Raw genomic sequence first — 14,442 nt, forward strand, 5'->3', positions numbered from 1 at the left:
GCCGGGGCACACAGTTTTTGTGGCGGGATCAAACAGTTACTGACTAGGTTTATGTCAGATGAATAACGTTTACTCGCAGTAAAGTGTCATAAACCTAGTCACTTTCTCGGGGTGGGGCGGTGTTTGGCTGGGGCGGTGTTTAGCCTGGTGTGACTTAAAAACGGCTCCACTCCGGCCTGAAACCCGCCGAGCAGTCCAACACCCAGCCCAGCTTAGCAGCACAACACCCAGCCCTCCTGAGCAACCCAACACTCACCCCAGCAGCCTGCAACTTCACGAACCTACATCCGCAGGTGACGCTCCAAGGCCTGCAGGCGTTGGTTAAAGCTGCGCTGGTCGCGCTCGTCCTCAAGCTTGTCCAGGTAGACATCGCGCTTGTAACCGGTGGCCAGGTAAACAATCCGGGCCGCAACCTCGACGGCGTGATCCGCGTAGCGCTCGTAGAAGCGACTCAGCAGGGTGACATCCACCGTCTGCGCGGGGGTGTGTGGCCAATTATCGTCGTTGGTCAGCGTAAACAGGTGCTGATGGATGTCGTCGATGCTGTCATCGGTCTTATCTAAGGCCAATGCCTGGTCAACGTTGTAGTCGATGAGTACCTGACGGGTTTCGTGCGTCATCTGCTCAGATACAGTGGCCATCTCGCGGAAAAATCCCTCCACGGGCTCCGGCAGTGCCTTGTTCGGGTGGCGACGTCGGGCAACGTTGGCAATATGCACACTCAACGCGCCCATGCGGGAGATGTCCTCGACAATGTAGAGGCCACTGACAATCTGCCGGAGGTCACCAGCTACAGGAGCTTCGCGTGCCAACAGCTCAAAGGCTCGCTGCTCCGCATCCTGGCGCAGGTCCTCGAGAGAATCAATCTGGGAAAGAACGGTTTCAGCCGAGACTAAATCAGCCTCAAAGAGGGCCTTGTTCGCAAGCTTGTGCATGGATCCAACTCGGTCACACATCACAATCAGGCTGTGGGCCAAGTTGTCCATTTGTTCTCGGTAGACAGTGCGCATGCGTTCCATAGTAGGCAATCCTCAACAAGGTCGCGCGTTAGTGGGGAGCCCCCAATTACCCCTCGTAAAGTTATGTAAACACTCGCTCAGAACCGAAGCTTAGCCACCGGAGTGCATAATCTCCGCGCCTTCAGGCACGGTGTCGTCCTCCGGGTCGTCCAGCCAGCCCTCCGGCAAGACCACCTTTGCAGGGGACCCTTGTCGGCCGCGGGCGCCGTCGGCGTCCTCCGGGCGGGCGTGGGCGCTGGGGCCGTCGTAAAGCGGCGTGAGAATCTCGTCGAGCGTTGCCAGCGAATCGACGCGTGCGAGAGACTTGCGCACCTCGCCGCCTGCCGGGTATCCCCGCAGGTACCAGGCGATGTGCTTGCGCAGGTCGCGGCAACCCTTACGCTCTCCCTCGTGCTCCACGAGCAGTTCCGCGTGACGACGGATAATCCCCGCGACCTCACCAAATGTTGGTGCCGGCGGCACTTCTTTGCCACGCAGCTCGGCGGACAACTGCGCGAATAGCCACGGGCGACCAAGGCAGCCACGACCGACGACGACACCGTCGCAGCCGGTCTCGTCGAGCATTTTGCGGGCATCGGTAGAGGCGAAGATGTCGCCGTTGCCAAGCACCGGGATATTGCTGAAGCCGGAGTCGACCATGTGCTCCTTCAACCGCGCGATCTGCGACCAGTCGGCGTGACCGGAGTAGCGCTGCGCCGCGGTGCGGGCGTGCAGAGCCACAGCCTGGGCACCCATCTCGGCGGCGATGCGGCCGGCATCGAGATGCGTGTGGTGCTCGTCGTCGATACCGACGCGGAACTTCACGGTCACCGGGATGTCGGTGCCCTCCGTGGCCTTGACAGCAGCGGCGACGATGTTGCCGAAGAGGCGGCGCTTATACGGCAGTGCTGAGCCGCCGCCCTTGCGGGTGACCTTAGGTACCGGGCAGCCGAAATTCATATCGATGTGGTCGGCGAGGTTTTCGTCGACAATCATCTTCGCGGCCTCGTAGGTCCACTTTGGGGCAGTGGTGTAGAGCTGCAGGCTGCGCGGGTTTTCGTCGGGCGCGAAGGTGGTCATGTGCATGGTCTTCTCGTTGCGCTCGACCAGTGCTCGCGCGGTGACCATCTCGCAGACATAGAGGCCGGAGACCGTGCCTGTACGCTGCAGCTCCTGCTCGCGGCACAGCGTGCGGAATGCCACGTTGGTGACACCGGCCATCGGAGCGAGTACCACGGGGGAAGCGAGCTCAAAGGGGCCGATGTGCATGTGCGCGGACGTGGCATCGGCGGGCTTGGCGGCGCTGAGTGGACTCGTGGAGGTATCTAACACGTACAGTATTGTGTCACGCTGAACTGCCGTTTTCGAATCTGTTTTGGTCGGCCGGTTGGATTGGTCGTGCGTTTGACTGCGCTCATTTATCCCACGAGTGTTTCAGTAGTTCCATCGCAAGTGTGGGGTGATTATTAAAAGTTAGCGCGCAATTGCTAGGCTATTTTCTTGCGCGGGCCTTTAGCTCAGTTGGTAGAGCTACGGACTTTTAATCCGCAGGTCGCGGGTTCGAGCCCCGCAGGGCCCACAAGCACGCAAAACCCCAGGTGATTAACAGCCTGGGGTTTTGTCGTATCTTGCCTGTTTTGCCCTTTCGCGGCAGCTACTTCTCCCGCTTGTGGTAACCCATTCGCGGCTTGAAGCCCGCGGGGTGCTTGAGCTGCGCGACAGCATCGGCGACTATTAGACGGAAGCGTGGCTTCATAGGTGGCATCTGTGAGATCTGAAACCATCCGACTTCGGTCGATTCGTCGTCAGCGACATGGGGGACGTCGTCGCCAACAACACTGCAGCGCATGGCGATATCCACGTAAGAGGTGACATCGCCATTGGGGTATTCGACAGGGCCGACGGCGCCGGTGCCGAGCAGGGCCTCGACTGTGACATCGAGTCCAGTTTCTTCTTTTACCTCCCGCACGGCGGCGTCGTGAGGCTGCTCGTTTGGGTCGATGATTCCGGTAACTGGAGTCCATTCCCCATTATCGGAGCGGCGAACCAGCAATACCTCAGGCAGGGCGTACATCGGTGCATTCGGCGGAACATCGCGAATGACGACAGCTGTGACACCGGGGAGCCATAGCGGAGCGTGGCCTATTTTTTCGCGGAGCTGAACAATGAAATCCGGAGTTGCCATAGTGACGAGCTTATCGGAGCGCTAATAGTGCTTTCGTAAATAGTAAGAAATTCCAGTTCAGCTGTGGATTTTGGGAAAAGGGTACTTATCCTCTATAGTTCTTTACGTTGCCAAGAGCGCGCGCAAATACAGTGTTCATGCACTGCAGAAGTACGCGGAATGTGTCATTGAGTGGCCAGCTCTTTGCAGCGTCAAGTCGGGCTCCCATCGTCTAGAGGCCTAGGACTCCGCCCTTTCACGGCGGCAACACGGGTTCGAATCCCGTTGGGAGTACCACTAAAAATCATGATGGCCCTGTGGCGCAGTTGGTTAGCGCGCCGCCCTGTCACGGCGGAGGTCGCGGGTTCAAGTCCCGTCAGGGTCGCAATTCTAAACACCAGTTCCGGTTGGAGCTGGTGTTTTTTGCTTTTGGTTAGTGGTGCGCTGGGCGTCGGTATGTGGGGGGGGGACAAAAAGTGTGTTTGATTCTCAAGATAGTGACTGCCCCCCCCAACTGCGGCAGCTCCACAACCCGGGGTCAAGTAGCAAAACTGACAGTCCGAAAGATTGCGGGCTGCACAAGCGAATGTGGGCTGCAAATGTGAAACTGTGCGAGTTTATGACACTTCCAGGCCATTTTTCGGGCCATTTTTGACATAAACGCAGTCAGTAACTCGCATCGACCCAACGCCGCCAGACATAAATGCAGTCAGTAACTCGCATTAAGAGCTAAGTGGCAAAAAGCGTCCACCCGGCGACATACTGAGCGGACATACTTTTGTCTGTTAACCCGTCGCTGCCACCGGGGCGCCACAGTCTAGGTTTCCCCGAGCCCCGGGGCCAGATGTCAGTTTTCAACTTAAAATATCTGCTATGAACTGGCGATTTGCTTATGTTTAGCGCTGTTCTGTAGAGTAACAACTCGTGCGCAGCGCTGGTAATCCAGAAAGATGAGCACAGCATTTAAGGCCCTGTGGCGCAGTTGGTTAGCGCGCCGCCCTGTCACGGCGGAGGTCGCGGGTTCAAGTCCCGTCAGGGTCGCCACTTGATTAATTTCAAGTCTGGCCAGATAGCTCAGTCGGTAGAGCGTCCGCCTGAAAAGTGGAAGGTCAGCGGTTCGATCCCGCTTCTGGCCACAATTAATCCCCAGTCCGGAAACGGACTGGGGATTCTTTGTTTTTACCAGGTGTTTGTCGTGGGGATCGTCGTAAAGCAAAGTGCATTGAGCCGTGCGAAAACCTTAAAGTGGGGGAAATTAAACCGCGTGCACACCCTAGCGGATAGGATGTTGTGCATGAGTAAGGAATTCGCCTCAGCAGGAACGCTGTCCCACGATAAGACGCTGCCGTGGGTCGTGCGCATCTTCGTCTACACGGATGCTGATGGCAGCCAATCGGCTGCTGAGAAGGTTCGTGGGGTGCTCGCGGAACTGATTCCGGATCAGGAAGTCAACGTCTACGAGGATGTCATGCCCGATGTGGGGCGCACCTCTTCGCTCGCTGATTTGTGGGCGGAGGCCAACCCAGGCATGGATCCGGGGGATCGGAAGCGTTATCGCATCAGTGTGGTGGCTCCGGGGCTTTCTCACTGCGAAATGGCGGATTTGGCAGGCCCGCTCGCTGAGGCCGTCAGCCCGGGGTGGGCAGAAGGTGAGGCTGCGGCTAAGGTCGCGAAGGGCGATGTCCCGTGCCGTGTCGCTGTCGGGCGTGCCGACGAGCACCCGGGCGAACCCCCGCTAGTGCAGAATTAGCCAGGATTCGGAATTAATCCGAAGCGAGAGCTGTTATCTGGGTTACATCCTAAGAGTCGTTTGCAATGACGACGCTTCACAACCACGAGAGGGAAGTGATTCCGAAAATGGCACACACTATTTCGCATGATGAGGCCGGTCAGCGCTACGTTCTCACCGTAGAGGGAGAAGAGGCCGGTTTTGCCGCTTACACCCCGGTGGAAGGTGCCCTGGATTTTGACCACACGGTAGTAGATGGCAAATTCCGTGGACAAGGCCTGTCCAAGCCGCTTATCGCAGGTGCGCTGGATGATGTTCGGAAGAACAACCGCAAGATTCGCACCAGCTGCTCCGCTGTTGCCAACTTCGTCGAGAAAAACCCGGAATACCAGGATCTACTGGCTGACTAGTCGCTGAAGGGCAAAGAACGCATAAAGAAACCGACCGGCTGCTCACGATAGCAAGAGCAGCCGGTCGGCTTATTTATGCGTAGAGATAGCTTTAGGGCAGGGCTAGATGAAGTCCCCGTCACCCTGGACGTACACCGCCGGATCGCACAACGGCTTGTGTTCGCCGGGCTTGGCAGGGCGTACGCGGCCCGGAATTCCTATCACGATGGAATCGGGTGGGCAGCTGTGGGTGACCACGGAGTTGGCGCCAATCGATGAACCCGCACCAATTGTGATCGGGCCAAGGACTTTCGCACCTGCCCCGACGGTGACGTTGTCCTCCAGAGTTGGGTGGCGTTTTACCTTCTCCAGTGAGCGGCCGCCGAGTGTCACACCGTGGTAGAGCATGCAGCCGTCACCGATCTCTGCGGTTTCACCAATGACGATACCCATGCCGTGGTCGATGAAGAACCTTCGGCCAATTTGAGCGCCCGGGTGAATCTCAATACCAGTCAGCCAACGGGAAAACTGTGCGAGTACTCGTGCAATGCCCTTGAAAATCCCGCCTCGTTTCCAGAGGCGGTGCGAGAATCGGTGAATCCAGATTGCGTGTAGGCCGGAGTAGACAATGGCATTTTCTACATCACTGCGCGCAGCTGGGTCATGCGCACGGGCATTGTCCAGATCCTCTTTGAGGATTCGGAAAAAGTCACTCATGGGCGTCAATTCTATCTGGTCGGAAGTGTGGGCAATGCAAAAACCCGCTTGCCGACGGAAAGTGCCAGCTAGCGGGCTCTGCAGAGAAGGTTACGGGCGCTTATAGCGCTTGGTTTTAGTCGCGCAGGTCCTCGTACAGGATGGAGGAGACGTAGCGCTCGCCGAAGTCAGGGACAATCACGACGATGTTCTTGCCCTCAGCCTCCGGGCGGGCTGCAATCTCGAGAGCAGCCTTGATGTTTGCACCGGCGGAAATGCCGCCGAGGATGCCCTCGGCTGCAGCAACCTTGCGGGAGACCTCAATAGCGTCCTCGTTGGTAACCGCAATAATCTCGTCGAGAAGCTCCTGGTCGAGAACCTCTGGGATAAAGTTTGCGCCCAGGCCCTGAATCTTGTGCGGGCCGGCGGTGCCCTCGGTCAGCAGTGGGGAGGCCTTCGGCTCAACGGCCACCAGCTTGATGTCCGAGTTGTGCTTCTTCAGCGTGCGACCAGCACCGGTAATGGTGCCGCCGGTGCCGACTCCAGCCACGAAGTAATCAACCTTGCCGTCGGTAGCTTCCCAGATTTCTTCACCAGTGGTTGCCTCGTGGATAGCCGGGTTGGCCGGGTTGGCGAACTGGGAAGCCAGGATTGCATTGTCGGTGTTAGCCACGATTTCGTTGGCCTTATCGACAGCACCGCGCATGCCATCTGCGCCCGGGGTGAGTACAAGCTCAGCGCCGAATGCGCGCAGAACGACGCGGCGCTCCTGGCTCATGGTGTCCGGCATAGTGAGAATGACCTTGTAACCGCGGGCTGCGCCGACCATTGCCAGCGCGATACCGGTGTTGCCCGAGGTACCCTCGACGATGGTTCCGCCCGGCTTGAGCTCGCCAGAGCGCTCGGCGGCATCGATAATTGCGTTGCCGATGCGGTCCTTGACCGAGTTGGCAGGGTTGTAAAACTCCAGCTTGGCAATCACGTTGCCCGGCAGGCCCTCGGTAACACGGTTGAGCTTAACCAGCGGGGTGTTGCCGATCAGTTCAGTGACATCGTTATAAATAGTCATTAATCTTATCCATTCCGGAAATCACAGAGGACTTCCTAATGAGTTTTCGCGTGTAGCCGTAGTGTACGCCTGATGCTGCAATTAGTACAGACCAGTTCGTCTATTTTGGGAATTGCGTGGGGAAGGGGGCTGTTAATTCCGGTGTCACCACCGTCACAGTTGCCGCGGCCGGCACCGTCGCAGTCACACCGCTGATTTCGCAATGCTCCTGCTCTTACCACGTTAACGCTATGTGATTGCCCTGCTCGTCTTTACCTCCATTGTGAGGGTAAAGAGCATTAAAGTTTCTTAGAATCCACTATTCTGAGACGTGATTTACGGTGCACGGGAATGCCTTGTAAATAGGCAGCGGCCCTCGCCACTGTGATTGGGCGCGATTGCGGCCGTTATCTGCACAGCGGTTATATGCGATAACCGAAAACGCAGGCAATGGATCCGATGATTGCGGTGCTTCGTCGAAGCCACTCAGGGGGACTCAAACCTTTGGGGAAGGAGGCGAGGCATTAATAGAAGTGTGAAGCTTTCCTCAGCCCATCAGCCAGGAGACCGACTGTAAATCATCCAATTCGCGTCCGCGGATTGGCGGTCGAGCGGTGCTGTCGAGGTGAATAGCGCCGCAGAAAGAAGATTTACATCATGCATATTGCTGAGGGATTTCTCCCAGTTACTCATTGCATTGGGTGGGGTGTAGCTGCCGCTCCCTTTGTCATTCACGGCGCAGTTCAAGCCAAGCGCACTATGAAAGAGCATCCCGGTAGCGGCATGCTGCTCGGTGCTGCCGGTGCGTTTACTTTCGTGCTCTCCGCAATCAAGATTCCATCCGTGACGGGTTCCACTTCGCACCCGACAGGTACGGGTTTTGGTGCTGTAATCTTCAAACCTCCGGTGATGGCGCTGCTTGGCTCCATCGTGTTGCTCTTCCAAGCAATCTTGCTCGCTCACGGCGGCATTACGACGCTTGGTGCGAACATCTTCTCCATGGCAATCGTCGGCCCGTGGGTCGGCTACGCCTTCTACGTATTGACTCGAAAGCTCGGTGGAGGCCTGCTGCCAGGTGTGTTTATGGCAGCGTTCTTCGCTGACCTCTCCACCTACGTCGTGACCTCCATGCAGCTCGCTCTTGCGCACCCGGCAAACCCGGGCGGTGTTGGCGGCGCGCTGGCTACATTCCTCGGCCTGTTCGCTATCACGCAGATTCCGCTGGCAATCATCGAGGCTCTCGTCACCGTCATTCTCATGCGCACCCTGCTGGCAGTGGCACACACTGAGCTCCTCGATCTCGGCTTCCTGTCCCGCTTCGGCGATGCGCCAGCACCGGCGCTGGAGGCGAAAGCTGCAGACACCACAACCAACGCTGTTGCAGGGTCTGCCACTTCGCAGAATGCTTCAGCTGCATCCGTATCCGGCCAGAAGCAGTAGCCGTCGTCAAGCGAAAAGAAGCGAAAGAGAGCACGATTATGAATGCAAAAAACAACGCGCAGATTGTCGACGCACAGGCAGCTAGCCGGCCGAAGAAGAACTCCGTGTGGGGCAGCGTCGGTCTTATTGTCCTGGTAGTCGTAATTGCCATGTTCCCGCTGTTCTTCAACTACGGCGACGACGACGCAGAGGAGCCGTTCGCCGGCACTGATGCCACCGCTACGGAGACAATTCAGGAAATCGACCCGAACTACGAGCCGTGGTTCGAGCCACTCGTCGGCGAACTGCCGGGTGAGGTCGAGTCGGGTCTGTTCGCGCTCCAGGCCGTTATCGGTGCTGGCGTCCTGTTCTACGTTATTGGCTTCTACCGAGGGAAGGCTGCTGCGCGTTCAGACAAGTGCGAGAAAGAGCAGTGAATGCGCTAGAAGCCGCAGAGGCGCGCAGCGCTTGGGCGCGCCGTAACGTGGGCGAAAAGATCCTGCTGCTCGGTGGGCTGTTGATTCTGGCGGTTGCGCTTCCGCCAATTCCCTTTGCGCCGGTCATTGCGGTCATTGCTTGGTTTATTGCGTACATAGCCCGGGTGCCCCGCAAGCTGTATGTGGCAATGGTGCTGGCACCGGCGGTTTTTGTGCTCGTCGGCGCGTTTCCGATTTTGGTAGCGCTTACTCCCGACGGTCTCGCGTGGTCGCCGGATGGCCCGCAGCGAATGGCGCAGGTTGTGATGCGTTCGTTTGCGGGTATCAGCTGCACGATGGTCTTTGCGCTGACCACTCCGATTTCGGAGCTCATTGCGTGGCTCGACAAACGTGGCATGCCTCGGTACCTGACGTACCTTGCTGAAGTGATTTATCGGATGACTGGCGTGCTGATTCACTCCGCGCACTCAATGACAGAAGCCCAAGCGCGACGTCTTGGGCACTCCACGCGCCGGGCGATGATTCGTGATGTCGCGGCGCAGTCCGCCAGCCTCTTTGTCATCGCTTTTGCTCGAGCCCGCAAGATGCAAGAGGGAATTGAGCTGCGTGCCGATCCGAGCGCAATGAAAGTACTGGTTATTTCGCGGCCGAGCCAGCCGAAGTTCCTCGCGATATCCAGTGCATTACTTTTGTCGTTGATTGCGGCCTGGGCGCTGCTGAAATGGGGTGTATAGGGATGTCGATCAGTAGGAAAAATAGCGCTGATCGCGTGGATGGTGCCAGCGGCGCCATTGTGGAAGCGGCCGCAGTTACATTCGCTTATGACGAAACCCACGTCCTGAAAGGCGTGGAGCTGGCAATTTCGGGTGGCGAGCGCCTAGCACTATTGGGCGCAAACGGTTCTGGCAAATCCACGCTGTTGCGTATGCTCGCGGGAGCGTCTAAGCCCGATGGCGGTGAGGTTCGCCTTGATGGCACCGCCTATAAGTACTCCCGGCACGGCCGCAATACGGTTCGCCGCTCAGTACAGATGGTCACGCAGGATCCGGATGAGCAAATCTTCGCGGCTAGCGTGTTTGCAGATGTCTCTTTCGGTCCCGTCAACCTGGGGCTGGAGAACGAGGAAGTCGAGCGGCGCGTCCGAGAGGCTCTAGGCACCGCCGAAATCACCGATCTCGCCGAACGCGTCCCGCACCAGCTCTCCTATGGTCAGCGCAAGCGCGTCGCTCTCGCAGGCGCGCTGGCGATGCACCCACGCGTCCTGCTTCTCGACGAGCCCTCCGCCGGCCTCGATCCGCAGGCGACCCGAAAGCTTGCACACACGCTCGATCAATTGCGCGATCAGGGCACAGCCGTCGTCGTCGCCACGCACGACATCGACTTCGCGTGGAATTTCGCCGATCGGGCAGCAGTGCTTGCCGACGGCAAACTGCGAGTTGGCTCCAAAGAGGAAATTTTGGCGGATCGACGGTTGGTCGAACATGCTCGATTGGCTTTGCCTTGGGCGCCCGTAGTCTCCAAGGCGATTGGGCGAGATGTGCTCCATCCAGAAGATGTTTAGGCGAGCGGTTTGGTTGGTGAATAGCTCATCGATATGTGCAGCTAAACCACGCTAAAAATGAGAGAAACGCCCGCGGGTAGGGCGCAATGCCTATAAAGATAGGCCTAGAAATATAGGCGAAGCTGTCGCATTTCTTCGCTTCCATTTCACGTCACACCTGTCCGCGGGCGATCTCCGTGGCCGTGGCACTTTGCAGTGTCTTCGGCGCATCAGGCAGGTATTCGGACTTCCTGGCGTGACCGACAATAAGGGGATGACGACTGCCGCTTGCTTCGATGCTTACGTGCAGAACCTTATTATCAATTTTCCTACTTTTCGCCGCTTCCCAAGGTTGAAATAACCTCAGTGCCGTTGGCGAATTTTGTTCCAGATTACCGCTGCGGGACAGTTCCGGAATTGCACCGGATTCCCTCTTGCGTTTGCTGTGCACCACCTTCGGACAACCACGTGGAGGACGTAGCATTGAAAGTGGAACTCAACAAAACCTGTTGCATGAATGACAATAGCGCACCAAAGTAAATCAGCGACAGTGTTTTTCGAAAATGTCCGCATTGGGGGTAAAACGCCGTTCATTACCCTCTGTTATCAACATTCACGCAGTTTATTAGCGGAAAAATAGCTACCCCCTGCCTTGTATCCATTCGGCCGAGGCGGGGCTAATGACAGGATTTATCCTGGTATTTTCTTTACGTACTTGTAGAGAAACCTAGTTGTTTCCTAAGATTGTGTGACGGATGCCTTAATGCAGGTGTACCCGTTCGGAGGGTACTATCTACTTTGTACGGTTTACAGCCCCCGAAAGGGTCCGTAGCCGCTGAGCGGTAGTTGGCCATTTCGTAGGAGTGTAAGTCGGCGCGAAGTCACAGGCTGATGGTGCCTCTGTGGGTGCCAGTGAAGTAATTTGCCCGTTACGCAGGAGGACGCGAGATGGATCCCCACCGCATTCTGGACGACAATGAGGTTATTAAGTCGTCCTTGGTCGCCCTAAAGAATGCGACTGGTATTCCGGTCACAATGTATGCGGAAGTCACCGATAACTCTAAGATGCAGATCAACAACTGGGTTGGCCTGCGTACCCCGGCTCTGCAGAATCTGACTGTGGAATCGGGTGCGGGTGTCGGTGGTCGCGTGTTGGCCACGCGCCGCCCGGTGGGTGTCAGTGACTACCTGCGCGCCAAGGTTATTACCCACGAGTATGACGACAAGATTCGTGACGAAGGCCTGCACTCGCTGGTCGCCGTGCCGGTGATTGTTTCGCGTCTTGTTCGTGGCGTGCTCTACGGTGGCGTGCACTCCTCGGTGCGCCTGGGGGACAAGGTTCTTGAAGAGGTCACAATGACCGCCCGTTGCCTGGAGCAGGACCTCGCTGTCGTCGACGCCTGTCGCAATATGGATCGCTCCGGTAACGGTAAGGGCGGTCGCATCATGAATGGCGCTGAATGGGAGCAGGTTCGCTCCACGCACTCCAAGCTGCGCATGCTCGCTAACCGCGTGGATGATGAGAAGCTGCGCCAGGAGCTCGAGGTGCTCTGCGACCAGATGGTCACCCCAGTTCGCGTTAAGCAGACCACCAAGTTGTCTGCTCGTGAGCTCGATGTTCTCGCCTGCGTCGCCCTCGGTCACACCAACGTCGAGGCCGCAGAGGAAATGGGCATCGGTGCCGAGACCGTTAAGTCCTACCTCCGCTCCGTAATGCGCAAGCTGGGTGCCCACACTCGCTACGAGGCTGTCAACGCAGCCCGTCGTATCGGCGCACTGCCGTAAACCGCTTGACGACGGGGCGCCGCGCTCCTAGCAAACTTGGCTAGCGAGCGCGGCGCTTTTTCGCATCCAGGGCCTCTTGGCGCTCATCTTCGCGTTCGCCACCGGGGACCCACTTAACGTCGTTTCCGGCATTGGCCACCCGCGAAAGGATGAACAGTAGGTCAGATAGTCGATTGAGGTACTTCGCCGGTAGTACTGAAGTAGTTTCGGGAAACTCGCGGCAGGCAGCCCATGCCGCACGCTCGGCCCGACGAGTAATCACCCGAGCTGTGTGCAGCAGTGCCGCGGCTGGTGTGCCTCCAGGGAGGATGAAGGAATCCAGTTTTGGCAGTTGCTCATTGAACTGGTCACACCAGTGCTCGAGTCGCTCGATGTAATCCGGCTCGATACGCAATGGCGGGTACTTCGGGTTTTCTTCAATAGGTGTTGCCAGGTCGGCTCCGGCATCAAAGAGATCATTCTGCACGTAGCGGATGACAGCCGACACCTCGTCGTCAAGCGTGCCGAAACTGAGCGCCTGACCGAGTGCGGCGTTGGCCTCTTCGCACGTGGCGTAGGCGATGAGGCGGGAATCGTCCTTGGGGACGCGACTGAAATCGGACAACCCGGTGGTGCCGTCGTCGCCGGTGCGAGTGTAAATGCGGGTTAGGTGAACGCTCATAGCCTCAAGCCTAAGCGCGATATTGCGAAATGTGGTTGGCTGGGGGAGTGGGAAATGAGCGATTTCTGGTTAAAGGCGGAGCGACGCTAAACGGTCAGGTTCAGATTTCCGGGGCGAAGAACTCGGTTCTGAAACTGATGGGTGCGGCGCTTCTCGCCGAGGGCACGACAGTACTGACGAACTGCCCTGAAATTGACGACGTGCCATTGATGCAAAAAGTCCTCGAAGGCCTTGGTTGCTCCGTGACGCGTGAGGGTGACCGGATTGAAATCACGGTGCCCGAAGAACTCTCGCATCACGCTGACTTCGATGCCGTGCGCCAGTTCCGCGCTTCGGTTTGTGTGCTCGGGCCGCTGACGGCGCGTACCCGTAATGCGATTGTCGCACTGCCCGGTGGTGACGCAATTGGTTCCCGCCCGCTGGACATGCATCAGGCTGGCCTGGAGAAATTGGGTGCACGCACCTATATTCACCACGGTTGCGTGGTGGCTGAGGCGGGGCGACTCAAGGGGGCGAACATCAAGCTGGACTTCCCGTCCGTCGGCGCGACCGAGAATATTCTGACCGCGGCCGTACTAGCTGAAGGTACGACTGTGCTGGATAACGCCGCCCGTGAGCCCGAAATTGTCGACCTGTGCGAGATGCTCGTGGAGATGGGTGCCAAGATCTCGGGTGCGGGATCTAACACCATCACGGTTGAGGGCGTCGAGAAGCTGCACCCGACTGAGCACAAAGTCGTCGGCGACCGAATTATCGCAGGGACCTGGGCCTATGCTGCGGCAATGACCGGCGGCGATATTACGGTCGTTGGTATCAACCCTAAGTACCTGCATCTTCCTCTGGAAAAACTGAAGAACGCAGGCGCTCAGGTCGAGACCTACCCGCAGGGCTTCCGCGTGCATATGGACGGGCGTCCGCAGGGTGTGAACTATCAAACGCTGCCATACCCAGGCTTTCCGACGGACATGCAGCCCATGGCCATTGCTCTGTCCGCGGTGTCCGAAGGGACGTCAGTGCTTACCGAGAACGTTTTTGAGTCGCGCTTCCGGTTTGTCGACGAGATGATTCGCCTCGGCACTGACGCGACTATCGATGGCCACCACGTGATGATTCGCGGAAAGGAATCGCTGAGTTCGGCACCTGTGTGGTCTTCGGACATTCGCGCTGGTGCCGGCCTGGTGCTGGCCGGGCTGTGCACTGAAGAGGGAGACGTCACCGAGGTGCACGATGTCTATCACATTGATCGCGGTTACCCGGGTTTCGTAGAGACACTAAACGCTCTCGGCGCTTCTGTTGAACGGGTCAGCTAGTGATCGTTGGCCACTGGTCGATAGCTAATGGCTAATGGCTAAGCGCACGGTGCTCATTAAACGCATGGCGCGGAAAACCATCGCAAGTCTTCGGTTCTGGATGCTTTAGAACCGTTAGGAGAGATTCTCCAGTGGGGCTTGTGGTGGTTTTCGTTCTCTTACCTGGGGTTTTGTGTCTTTGGTGGGGGTGTGTGTAATGTATTCGGAGGTCAGCGTGGCCAGGCGGTTGTTGTCTGGTTGGCTGATGTGGGGGAAATGTTTTCGTG

At 57.8% G+C, this 14,442-nt stretch carries 14 protein-coding genes, 5 tRNA genes and 2 riboswitches; of the genes, 13 read left to right on the forward strand and 6 right to left on the reverse strand.

The genetic code is table 11. The features are described 5' to 3' along the window. Positions 1-281: 281 nt before the first annotated feature. Both phoU and dusB read right to left on the reverse strand, forming a co-directional pair. Complete coding sequence (gene phoU / locus HMPREF3011_RS01130) at positions 282-1,010, reverse strand: phosphate signaling complex protein PhoU (RefSeq protein WP_049181159.1); 729 nt, start codon at positions 1,008-1,010, stop codon at positions 282-284. Between the two features lie 99 nt (positions 1,011-1,109). Next, on the reverse strand, positions 1,110-2,267 hold the full coding sequence (gene dusB, locus HMPREF3011_RS01135) for a tRNA dihydrouridine synthase DusB (RefSeq protein WP_070841004.1): 1,158 nt from the start codon (positions 2,265-2,267) through the stop codon (positions 1,110-1,112). 237 nt (positions 2,268-2,504) lie between these two features. On the opposite strand from dusB, the gene HMPREF3011_RS01140 reads away from it, so the two are divergent. Further along, positions 2,505-2,577 (forward strand) — tRNA-Lys (locus HMPREF3011_RS01140). A gap of 75 nt (positions 2,578-2,652) precedes the next feature. Here the strand turns inward: HMPREF3011_RS01140 and HMPREF3011_RS01145 are convergent. After that, positions 2,653-3,183 (reverse strand): NUDIX hydrolase, encoded by a 531-nt coding sequence (locus tag HMPREF3011_RS01145; protein ID WP_038626468.1) that lies wholly within the window; start codon positions 3,181-3,183, stop codon positions 2,653-2,655. A gap of 200 nt (positions 3,184-3,383) precedes the next feature. Here HMPREF3011_RS01145 and HMPREF3011_RS01150 point away from each other — a divergent pair. From HMPREF3011_RS01150 to HMPREF3011_RS01175, 6 genes are all read left to right on the forward strand, one after another. Beyond that, positions 3,384-3,459 (forward strand) — tRNA-Glu (locus HMPREF3011_RS01150). Between the two features lie 14 nt (positions 3,460-3,473). Then, positions 3,474-3,547: transfer RNA gene (locus tag HMPREF3011_RS01155), tRNA-Asp, on the forward strand. Positions 3,548-4,129: 582 nt separating this feature from the next. Continuing rightward, positions 4,130-4,206, forward strand: a tRNA-Asp gene (locus tag HMPREF3011_RS01160). A gap of 19 nt (positions 4,207-4,225) precedes the next feature. Beyond that, positions 4,226-4,298, forward strand: a tRNA-Phe gene (locus tag HMPREF3011_RS01165). A 158-nt stretch (positions 4,299-4,456) separates the two neighbouring features. After that, complete coding sequence (locus tag HMPREF3011_RS01170; protein WP_070840994.1) at positions 4,457-4,912, forward strand: hypothetical protein; 456 nt, start codon at positions 4,457-4,459, stop codon at positions 4,910-4,912. Between the two features lie 107 nt (positions 4,913-5,019). Continuing rightward, positions 5,020-5,301 (forward strand): GNAT family N-acetyltransferase, encoded by a 282-nt coding sequence (locus HMPREF3011_RS01175; protein ID WP_042388192.1) that lies wholly within the window; start codon positions 5,020-5,022, stop codon positions 5,299-5,301. A 102-nt stretch (positions 5,302-5,403) separates the two neighbouring features. Here HMPREF3011_RS01175 and epsC read toward each other — a convergent pair whose 3' ends face one another. Beyond that, on the reverse strand, positions 5,404-5,997 hold the full coding sequence (gene epsC, locus HMPREF3011_RS01180; RefSeq protein ID WP_016421365.1) for a serine O-acetyltransferase EpsC: 594 nt from the start codon (positions 5,995-5,997) through the stop codon (positions 5,404-5,406). Positions 5,998-6,112: 115 nt separating this feature from the next. Beyond that, positions 6,113-7,045 carry a cysteine synthase A gene (gene cysK, locus HMPREF3011_RS01185; protein WP_049181146.1) on the reverse strand — a complete coding sequence of 311 codons (933 nt, stop codon included), beginning with the start codon at positions 7,043-7,045 and terminating at the stop codon, positions 6,113-6,115. A gap of 301 nt (positions 7,046-7,346) precedes the next feature. Next, positions 7,347-7,615: riboswitch (cobalamin riboswitch) on the forward strand. Between the two features lie 66 nt (positions 7,616-7,681). Here cysK and HMPREF3011_RS01190 point away from each other — a divergent pair. The 5 genes from HMPREF3011_RS01190 to ramA all read left to right on the forward strand — a co-directional run bounded on the left by HMPREF3011_RS01190 (position 7,682) and on the right by ramA (position 12,205). After that, positions 7,682-8,464, forward strand: a complete 783-nt coding sequence (locus HMPREF3011_RS01190; protein WP_016421363.1) for an energy-coupling factor ABC transporter permease — start codon at positions 7,682-7,684, stop codon at positions 8,462-8,464. Between the two features lie 38 nt (positions 8,465-8,502). After that, positions 8,503-8,880: an energy-coupling factor ABC transporter substrate-binding protein gene (locus HMPREF3011_RS01195; RefSeq protein WP_049181145.1), complete on the forward strand. Its 378-nt coding sequence runs from the start codon at positions 8,503-8,505 to the stop codon at positions 8,878-8,880. Next, positions 8,877-9,614: a cobalt ECF transporter T component CbiQ gene (gene cbiQ / locus HMPREF3011_RS01200; RefSeq protein ID WP_070840995.1), complete on the forward strand. Its 738-nt coding sequence runs from the start codon at positions 8,877-8,879 to the stop codon at positions 9,612-9,614. The genes HMPREF3011_RS01195 and cbiQ overlap by 4 nt, the downstream gene beginning before the upstream one ends. 35 nt (positions 9,615-9,649) lie before the next feature. Beyond that, complete coding sequence (locus HMPREF3011_RS01205) at positions 9,650-10,441, forward strand: energy-coupling factor ABC transporter ATP-binding protein (RefSeq protein WP_321998589.1); 792 nt, start codon at positions 9,650-9,652, stop codon at positions 10,439-10,441. Between the two features lie 194 nt (positions 10,442-10,635). After that, positions 10,636-10,893: riboswitch (cobalamin riboswitch) on the reverse strand. A 475-nt stretch (positions 10,894-11,368) separates the two neighbouring features. Continuing rightward, the gene (gene ramA / locus HMPREF3011_RS01210) at positions 11,369-12,205 is read left to right on the forward strand and encodes an acetate metabolism transcriptional regulator RamA (RefSeq protein ID WP_005511953.1); all 837 of its coding nucleotides are present in this window, start codon (positions 11,369-11,371) and stop codon (positions 12,203-12,205) included. Positions 12,206-12,245: 40 nt separating this feature from the next. Here the strand turns inward: ramA and HMPREF3011_RS01215 are convergent, their stop codons facing one another. Then, positions 12,246-12,866: a cob(I)yrinic acid a,c-diamide adenosyltransferase gene (locus HMPREF3011_RS01215; protein WP_016421359.1), complete on the reverse strand. Its 621-nt coding sequence runs from the start codon at positions 12,864-12,866 to the stop codon at positions 12,246-12,248. A 47-nt stretch (positions 12,867-12,913) separates the two neighbouring features. Between HMPREF3011_RS01215 and murA the strand changes: the two genes are divergently transcribed. After that, on the forward strand, positions 12,914-14,176 hold the full coding sequence (murA, locus tag HMPREF3011_RS01220) for a UDP-N-acetylglucosamine 1-carboxyvinyltransferase (protein WP_232250785.1): 1,263 nt from the start codon (positions 12,914-12,916) through the stop codon (positions 14,174-14,176). Positions 14,177-14,442: the final 266 nt, after the last annotated feature.

This window comes from Corynebacterium sp. HMSC074C04 (assembly GCF_001838295.1).
GTDB lineage: Bacteria > Actinomycetota > Actinomycetes > Mycobacteriales > Mycobacteriaceae > Corynebacterium > Corynebacterium amycolatum.

Bases quoted from the DNA above. Each gene is read 5' to 3' on its own strand.
- phoU (WP_049181159.1), bottom strand. From the start codon at position 1,010: ATGCGCACTGTCTACCGAGAACAAATGGACAACTTGGCCCACAGCCTG.
- dusB (WP_070841004.1), bottom strand. From the start codon at position 2,267: ATGCACATCGGCCCCTTTGAGCTCGCTTCCCCCGTGGTACTCGCTCCG.
- HMPREF3011_RS01145 (WP_038626468.1), bottom strand. From the start codon at position 3,183: ATGGCAACTCCGGATTTCATTGTTCAGCTCCGCGAAAAAATAGGCCAC.
- HMPREF3011_RS01170 (WP_070840994.1), top strand. From the start codon at position 4,457: ATGAGTAAGGAATTCGCCTCAGCAGGAACGCTGTCCCACGATAAGACG.
- HMPREF3011_RS01175 (WP_042388192.1), top strand. From the start codon at position 5,020: ATGGCACACACTATTTCGCATGATGAGGCCGGTCAGCGCTACGTTCTC.
- epsC (WP_016421365.1), bottom strand. From the start codon at position 5,997: ATGAGTGACTTTTTCCGAATCCTCAAAGAGGATCTGGACAATGCCCGT.
- cysK (WP_049181146.1), bottom strand. From the start codon at position 7,045: ATGACTATTTATAACGATGTCACTGAACTGATCGGCAACACCCCGCTG.
- HMPREF3011_RS01190 (WP_016421363.1), top strand. From the start codon at position 7,682: ATGCATATTGCTGAGGGATTTCTCCCAGTTACTCATTGCATTGGGTGG.
- HMPREF3011_RS01195 (WP_049181145.1), top strand. From the start codon at position 8,503: ATGAATGCAAAAAACAACGCGCAGATTGTCGACGCACAGGCAGCTAGC.
- ramA (WP_005511953.1), top strand. From the start codon at position 11,369: ATGGATCCCCACCGCATTCTGGACGACAATGAGGTTATTAAGTCGTCC.
- HMPREF3011_RS01215 (WP_016421359.1), bottom strand. From the start codon at position 12,866: ATGAGCGTTCACCTAACCCGCATTTACACTCGCACCGGCGACGACGGC.